Genomic DNA, 3,879 nt, shown 5'->3' with positions numbered 1-3,879 from the left:
GCATCACTCTGTGGTCACGAGACCGAGAGTGGGCTTCGCTTCGAGTGGTCGGGGCGCCGCACGCTCCACCAGGCGCCCCGCCATACGTCCTCTCGCCACGGAGGTGATCGAGATCTCCCCGCGCCAGGGTCACGGCGCACCAGCCCACCCGCACCACATTCCGCCCCAGCCCAGGCGCTGGGGCGTCCCCGTCAGGGAGGAAGCATGCAGAGAGTCGTACTCCTACTCATCGGCCTGCTCGCGCAGGTCCTCGGCATCGAAGCCGACGCAAGCCAATGGGGAGAGCTCGGCGTCGCCACGCTCTTCGTGTGGGGCAGCGTCGAGCTCCTACGCAAGAAGGTCTTCACCGCCCTCGACGGCGTGCAAGTCCACCTGTTCGCGGGCGGCGTCGGCGTGGCGCTAGGCATCGCGTTCGGCCTCGGCGAGATAATCGCGGGCGGCGCGCTGGACTGGGTGGTGTTCGGCATCCAAGCCACGCTGTACGCGACGTTCGCTGACCTGTTCGGCAAGAAGGTCGGGGGTGGTTCGGGAAACTCCCCGGCGCCGGGCTAGATGCGCCGGCTCCTAACCACACTAGCCGCGATGATGCTACTAGGGGTCGCGGCCGCGCAAACCTCACCCGATAACGAGCCCGTAGAAGTCCCCGGCTCGGTCCTGAGTGGCGTGACCGTCACCTGCACCCTCGCCGCGCCCTCGTGGACGCTCGGGTGCTGGGCCGAGAGGCTACTGGCGACGGTCGGGCCGGTCGAGCTCGCCGTCGCCCTCGACGCCGGGGTGAGCTTGTCCGGTGAACCCGACCCGCACCTCGCGCCCATGCTGTCACTCGCGTACTACGGCGAGGCGTCGAGCGTTTGGGTGGAGGTGGCGATGCCGGCCGGGACGGTGCCCGGCCTGCCCCTGGGGAGGGGCGACTGGCTCCGGGTCGGGTTCAGCCACAGAATCCCATGACACACGCGTGTGACATCACACGCGTGTGGGGTCAGAGAGGAGACAAGGGGAATGGAACAGGTGAAGAGGTTCGTCGGTGAGCACGCCATCGCGGCGCTCGTGATCGCGTTCGCTTTGGGTGCCCTGTTCGCTAGCGTCATCGGCCACATCAGGCCGCCAGCCTGAATGGCCAAGACCCGGGACTAAGCCCGGGCCCGGTACCAGCATCATAGCACGGCCCCGCGCGCCGTGAACGCGTCGAAAAGCCCCGCCCCCCTTCGGGAGCGAGCCTCTTAGGGGGGCGGGGCCGCCCAAAGTGGGAGGCCCACCTTGAACAGGACAGAGTTCACCACCCTACCACCACGCGCGACAGTGAAGCGCCTCATCGCGCCGAGACCATCATGCCGGTAGAGGCGCACGCGCGACTCCTCGAGGACCTTGACCACGCCGTGTTCGGCAACGCCAAGGACGGCCTCACCACGCGCGTCACCCGCATCGAGAGCGACTTGTACGCCGACCCGAAAACGGGCAAGAAGAGCCTAGAGGAGAGGGTGGAGAACATCGAGCGGCTGGTGCTGCAACTCCGGGGCGGCTGGTGGCTGGTCACCGCCGCCCTCCTCCTCCTCCAACTCCTGGACAAGCTCGGCGTGTTCCGATGAAGCTCGATCGATACGACGTTGACGCCCTGCCGGACGGCACCGAGGTAGTGCAGTTCGTCTTCCAGGACGGCACCGTCCTCGAGGCGGACGCGCAAGGCATCAGCCGCGGTGACCGCCTCATCCCGTGGGACGCGCTGCTCGACGCGTTCGACGAGGACGCGGTGACCCTCAAGGCATGAGTCGCGCCCTCATCGTGTTCGCCGGGGACCTGCACGTCAACGGCACGCTAAGCCTGTCGCCGCCTGGGCCGTTCCAGCTTGACGACGGCGGCACTTACCGGCCGTCGAAGGTGCAGCGGTGGATCAACGCCAAGTGGGCCGAGTTCTGGGCTCACGCGGCTAGCGTGAAGGCCGCTGAGGGTGTCGAGGTCGTCACGGTCCTCACGGGTGAGCTTGCGGATATCAACAAGCACCCTAGCGCTCAATATGTGAGCGTCAACCCGGCGGACGTGGTGGGCATGGCCCTCGAGGTCCTACAGCCCGTCGTGAGCGTCAGCGACCGCATCTACGTCACGCGCGGCACGGAGGCGCACGTCGGCTTGTCCGGCTCATTGGATGAGGGAATAGCTAGCGCCATCGACGCCGTGCCAGACGAAGAAGGGCGCTTCTCCCGTTGGATATTCCGCGGCGTCATCGCGGGCCTGCGCGTGGACGCGGCGCACCACCCCGGCACCAGCTACATGCGGCCGTGGACGCGCGGCGCGGACGCCAACCGGCTCGCGGCGATGGTCACCGACGTGTACGTCCGCGGCGGGCAACTCCCGCCGGACCTCGTGGTGAGGGGCCACACGCACCGGCCAAGCGACAGTTTCGATAACCACCCGGCCAGGGCCGTCATCCTCCCGTCCTGGAAGCTCACGGACGCCTATGGTCACCGGCTTGGCGGCGCGCCCCTACCCATCGGCGGCATGCAGGTGCTCGTGGAGGACGGGCGCATCGAACGCGAATGGAAACTGTTCCACGACTGGCCCCTAGGGAAGTGGAGGGACGCATGAACATCACGTTCACCCCTGACGAGCTCGCGCAAGCCATCCTGTCGGCTCAGAGGCGGCCGGAGGAGACGCCGAATAGCATCACGACCGGCGAACTGCGGGAAGCGTTGGGTGTCGGGTATCAGAAGGCGCACGCGATGGTGAGGGCGGCGCTCAAGCAGGGCGCGCTCAGGCCCGAGATGGTCGTGAGGATCACCCCGCACGGCATGGCGCGACGCTACCCAGGCTACGTCCTAGTCGAGAGACCCGAACCGTCCTGACCATGAAAATCCGAAGGCCGGTGTTGCTTTTTCATGGTGACCGTCCCGGAACGGACCGTGACGCGATCCGCCGAGATTCATAACAGGATAGTTGGATGATAACCATTAGGCCGTTATCGTCCAACGCGCCTGTTATTGAACGCTGCCCATAGCAAGGCCACGTTCCGCTCCCATGCGGAACGCCGGCAAGCGTAAGGGCCGGGGAGAAACCCGGCCCACAATCTACTCAAAGCGTCGAGTATTTTCACTCAGTAGGGTGTGATTCCCTCGTTGCGGCACGCGTCGAGGAACGCCGCCTCCGCGCTCGCGGCTTCACCTATCGTCTCACCATTGCCGCGCTCCGCGACGACGAAGTGGCGATCGCCTATCGTGCACAACCACCAGCCTCGCCGTTCGCATTCCCTGGCTACCTCGTCACGAGTCACGACGCGCCCTCCGCTTCCAACGCGGCCAGGTAAGCGGCCAGCAGCGCCTCAGCGGGCGACACCTGAACTAGGCCGGGTCCGTACGGGGTGTCCAGCCGCTTCAGGTCTGTGCTCGGGACGCGCACGCATCCCTCGCGGGTGCCCTTCCCGTCGCCCCAGAGCATCCAATCCCAACCGCGGGCCTCTACGGCCTCGATCACGGCGGCGAGGATGTCCGGCTCGTACTGGCCGAGGCGGTGGTACTGCGCGGTGAATCGCGGGCGCTCTAGGGGGGTGCCTACGTCGGCCATGACGCTTGCGCGTTCGTCGTCTACACGGCACCAATCGGGTTCCAGCGCGGCCCATTTCTCGAGCAGCTCGCGAGTCACGACAGGCCCGCTTCCCGCAGCGCGGCGCGGACTTCAATCATCAGCTCGCGCCAGTCGTTGTAGAGGTCGCTGGTGAAGCATGGGATGAGCGAGGGGTCGTTCACGCGGTGCATCTCGGCGTTCCACTCCTTGACTCGCTCTAGCGCTTCGGCGAGGCGCGGCGCGGCGGCGATGAGGCGAGCGTTCGCGATGGTGACCTCGCGCCGTAGTGGGCCACCCTCGACCATGCAGACGACGTTGCCGTTGGCG

8 protein-coding genes are annotated in these 3,879 nt (G+C 66.8%); 6 read left to right on the top strand and 2 right to left on the bottom strand.

Features of this window, described 5'->3' with window-relative positions:
• Positions 1-204 precede the first annotated feature (204 nt).
• The 6 genes from VF202_02210 (at position 205) to VF202_02185 (ending at position 2,837) form a co-directional block, all read left to right on the top strand.
• Complete coding sequence (locus VF202_02210; protein ID HEX7038906.1) at positions 205-552, top strand: hypothetical protein; 348 nt, start codon at positions 205-207, stop codon at positions 550-552.
• Between the two features lie 111 nt (positions 553-663).
• Positions 664-948: a hypothetical protein gene (locus tag VF202_02205; GenBank protein HEX7038905.1), complete on the top strand. Its 285-nt coding sequence runs from the start codon at positions 664-666 to the stop codon at positions 946-948.
• Between the two features lie 380 nt (positions 949-1,328).
• Positions 1,329-1,586: a hypothetical protein gene (locus tag VF202_02200; GenBank protein HEX7038904.1), complete on the top strand. Its 258-nt coding sequence runs from the start codon at positions 1,329-1,331 to the stop codon at positions 1,584-1,586.
• The gene (locus VF202_02195; protein HEX7038903.1) at positions 1,583-1,765 is read left to right on the top strand and encodes a hypothetical protein; all 183 of its coding nucleotides are present in this window, start codon (positions 1,583-1,585) and stop codon (positions 1,763-1,765) included. Before VF202_02200 ends, VF202_02195 begins: the two co-directional genes overlap by 4 nt.
• A complete protein-coding gene (locus VF202_02190) occupies positions 1,762-2,580 on the top strand; it encodes a hypothetical protein (protein ID HEX7038902.1) in 819 nt (272 codons plus the stop codon). Before VF202_02195 ends, VF202_02190 begins: the two co-directional genes overlap by 4 nt.
• The gene (locus VF202_02185) at positions 2,577-2,837 is read left to right on the top strand and encodes a hypothetical protein (protein ID HEX7038901.1); all 261 of its coding nucleotides are present in this window, start codon (positions 2,577-2,579) and stop codon (positions 2,835-2,837) included. The genes VF202_02190 and VF202_02185 overlap by 4 nt, the downstream gene beginning before the upstream one ends.
• Positions 2,838-3,258: 421 nt before the next feature.
• Here the strand turns inward: VF202_02185 and VF202_02180 are convergent, their stop codons facing one another.
• Together VF202_02180 and VF202_02175 are read right to left on the bottom strand one after the other, a co-directional pair.
• Entirely contained in the window at positions 3,259-3,630 is a 372-nt protein-coding gene (locus VF202_02180; protein ID HEX7038900.1) for a hypothetical protein, read from the bottom strand.
• Positions 3,627-3,879 (bottom strand): hypothetical protein (locus tag VF202_02175; GenBank protein ID HEX7038899.1); only part of this gene is annotated, 253 nt, incomplete at its 5' end. The genes VF202_02175 and VF202_02180, both read right to left, overlap by 4 nt.

Source organism: Trueperaceae bacterium (assembly GCA_036381035.1).
GTDB lineage: Bacteria > Deinococcota > Deinococci > Deinococcales > Trueperaceae > DASRWD01.
Note: the sequence above shows the minus strand (reverse complement) of the source record. Positions and strands in the feature narration are given on the sequence as shown.